Origin of the sequence: Synechococcus sp. BA-120 BA3, from assembly GCF_034931285.1 — a bacterium.
Classification (GTDB): Bacteria; Cyanobacteriota; Cyanobacteriia; order PCC-6307; family Cyanobiaceae; genus Cyanobium.
The window spans coordinates 1-2,997 of sequence record NZ_JAYGHZ010000408.1; the positions used below are offsets into that span (position 1 = coordinate 1).

Annotated in this window: 3 protein-coding genes and 1 pseudogene; 2 read left to right on the forward strand and 2 right to left on the reverse strand. The window is 72.2% G+C overall.

Annotated features, from left to right (window positions below):
* Together VB737_RS16025 and VB737_RS16030 are read right to left on the reverse strand one after the other, a co-directional pair.
* Positions 1–244: pseudogene (locus VB737_RS16025) on the reverse strand (photosystem II S4 domain protein); the annotation flags it as partial.
* A 12-nt stretch (positions 245–256) separates the two neighbouring features.
* Positions 257–760, reverse strand: coding sequence for a hypothetical protein (locus VB737_RS16030; protein ID WP_500314423.1), 504 nt, complete (start codon positions 758–760; stop codon positions 257–259).
* Positions 761–847: 87 nt separating this feature from the next.
* On the opposite strand from VB737_RS16030, the gene serA reads away from it, so the two are divergent.
* Together serA and VB737_RS16040 are read left to right on the forward strand one after the other, a co-directional pair.
* Positions 848–2,434, forward strand: a complete 1,587-nt coding sequence (gene serA / locus VB737_RS16035) for a phosphoglycerate dehydrogenase (RefSeq protein ID WP_500314424.1) — start codon at positions 848–850, stop codon at positions 2,432–2,434.
* Positions 2,434–2,997, forward strand: a 564-nt coding sequence (locus tag VB737_RS16040) for a 50S ribosomal protein L11 methyltransferase (protein WP_500314425.1), incomplete at its 3' end; no start/stop codon positions are given. The genes serA and VB737_RS16040, both read left to right, overlap by 1 nt.

Below are 2,997 nucleotides of genomic sequence, written 5' to 3' on the forward strand. Positions count from 1 at the left end.
GCGCCTGTCCGGTGCGCGCCAGCAGCAGGCAGCGGCGCTCGGCGCCGGGGTGGCCGCCGTCACTGGCGAGGCTCAGCTCGCTGAGGGCACCGAGCCGGTCCTCGGCCTCCTCCCGCACCGCCGCCTCGAGAAAGCCGCTGACCTGGGGCTCCCAGGTGCGCAGGGCCGTCTCCGCCAGGCTGAACAGGGCCCCGAGCTCCTCCGGGTGGCGACTCCCCTCCAGCAGGTCCCGTCGTGGCAGCATGGCTCCCGCGCCTCAGGTGTCGTCCAGCCGCACGACCGCCGTCGGTCGGGCCAGCTGGATGGTGGTCCAGGGGATCTCCCGGCCGACGGGGGCCTCCAGCAGCAGCAGCCAGCAGCCTTCATCGAGCCGGTTGCGCAGGATGCGGATGCGGTCGTCCTCCTCCGAGCTGACGCTGGCGGCGGCGGCGAAGCTGCCCATCCAGCCGGAGCCCATGCCCAGCAGGCCGCCGATCAGGGGCTCCCCGTAGGCGCCGGCGAAGCTGAACGTGTGCAGATCGGTGATCTGGGTGAAGGTGAGTCCGGCCAGGAAGCCGAAGGGCAGGAGCCAGCGCACCATCGATTGCTGGCGCCGCCGCCGGGCCGTGGCCGGATCGAGCCGCTCCACATCCGACATGGTCGCCTCACCGCTGCCGATCAGCACGACCCGGCTCGGGGCCGGCTGAAGCGCCTGCAACCGGTCCCGCAGCGCATGCAGGCGGTCCCGGTCGTCCAGCACGACCACCACACTCAGGGACATGGGCTCGTCTCCGCACCGCTCTCTACACTGCACCTCCGGCCTGCCCCCCTGGGGGCGCACCCCCCGCCCTCCCCACCGCTGCCGGACATGACGAAGGTTCTGGTCTCCGATCCCATCGACCAGGCGGGGATCGACATCCTCTCCCAGGTCGCCCAGGTGGACGTGCGCACGGGCCTGAGCCCGGAGCAGCTGGTGGGGTGCATCGGCGAGTACGAGGGGCTGATGATCCGCTCCGGCACCCAGGTGACCGCCGAGGTGATCGAGGCCGCAAGCCATCTGCGCATCATCGGCCGGGCCGGCGTGGGCGTCGACAACGTCGATGTGCCCGCCGCCACCCGCCGCGGCGTGATCGTCGTCAACTCGCCGGAGGGCAACACGATCGCCGCCGCCGAGCACGCCCTGGCGCTGATGCTCTCCCTCTCGCGGCACGTGCCCCACGCCCACGCCAGCACCATGGCCGGCGGCTGGGATCGCAAGACCTACGTCGGCAACGAGCTCTACAAGAAGACCCTCGGCGTGGTGGGCCTCGGCAAGATCGGCTCCCACGTCGCCCGGGTCGCCCGGGCCCTGGGCATGGACGTGGCCGCCTACGACCCGTTCATCTCCGCCGAGCGCGCCCAGCTGCTGCAGGTGCGCCTGCTGCCCCTGCCCCAGCTGTTCGCCGAAGCCGACTACGTCAGCCTGCACCTGCCCCGCACGCCGGACACCGAGAACCTGGTCAACGCGGCGCTGCTGGCCACGATGAAGCCCACCGCCCGCCTGGTGAACTGCGCCCGCGGCGGCATCATCGACGAGCAGGCCCTGGCCGATGCGGTCGAGAACCGCGTCATCGCCGGCGCCGCCCTCGACGTCTATGCCAAGGAGCCGCTGGCGGCCGATTCCCCCCTGCGTCTGGTCAAGGAGCGGCTGATCCTCACCCCGCACCTGGGCGCCTCCACCGAGGAAGCCCAGGAGAACGTGGCCATCGACGTGGCCGAGCAGATCCGGGACGTGCTCCTCGGCCTGCCGGCCCGCAGCGCCGTCAACATCCCCGGCCTGACCCCCGAGGTGATGGAGCTGCTCAAGCCCCACCTGCAGCTGGCCGAAACCCTGGGCCTGCTGCTCAGCCAGCTGGCCGGCGGCCAGATCAGCGAGCTGGAGGTGCGCCTGCAGGGCGAATTCGCCTCCCACCCCGCCCAGCCCCTGGTGGTGGCGGCGCTCAAGGGCATCCTCTCGGCCGCCCTGGGCGACAGCATCAACTACGTCAACGCCACCCTGGAGGCCAAGGAGCGCGGCATCCACGTGCTGGAGGTGAAGGACGACGCCAGCCGCGACTTCGCCGGCGGTTCGCTGCAACTCAGCTCCCGCAGCCCGCGGGGCAACCACAGCGTCACCGGCGCGGTGTTCACCGACGGCGAACTGCGCATCACCACCATCGACGAATTCCCGGTGAACGTGACGCCCAGCCGTCACATGCTCTTCACCCGCCACCGGGACATGCCCGGCATCATCGGCCAGCTGGGCTCCCTGCTCGGCGAGCACAACGTCAACATCGCCTCGATGCAGGTGGGCCGCCGCATCGTGCGCGGCGACGCCGTGATGGTGCTGAGCCTCGACGACCCGATCCCCCCCAGCCTGCTGGCGGTGATCCACGGCATCAACGGCATCCAGGCCGCCCACCCGGTCACCCTCTGATGGGCCTGGTCTGGTGGCGGCTGGAGATGGCCGCCCCGGCCGAGCTGGAGGAGTCCCTGCTCTGGAAGCTGCCGCTCCTGGGCGTAACGCGGGTGGCCCTCCAGCACCCGCCCGAGGCGCCGGAGCAGCGCCAGCTGCTGGCCTGGCTGCCGGAGAGCGACTGGCCCGCCGACCAGCGCCAGGAGCTGGAGCGGGCCCTGGCCCCGCTGGGGGAACCCTTCCAGGTGGCGCTGCCACAGGTCCACTGGCAGCGGCAGGCCGATGAGGACTGGAGCCTGAGCTGGAAGAGCCACTGGCGGCCCGATCCGGTGGGGGAGCGGCTGCTGGTGCTGCCGGCCTGGCTGGAGGTGCCGCCCGAGCAGGCCGGGCGGCTGGTGATCCGCATCGATCCGGGCAGCGCCTTCGGCACCGGCAGCCATCCCACCACCCGCCTCTGCCTGGAGGCGCTGGAAGCCCTCGCAGGCGAGCGGACGCGGGCAGGACGTGGAGCGGACCTGGAGGGGCTGCGGGTGGCCGATCTGGGCTGCGGCAGCGGCATCCTGGGTCTGGCCGCCCTGCGGCTG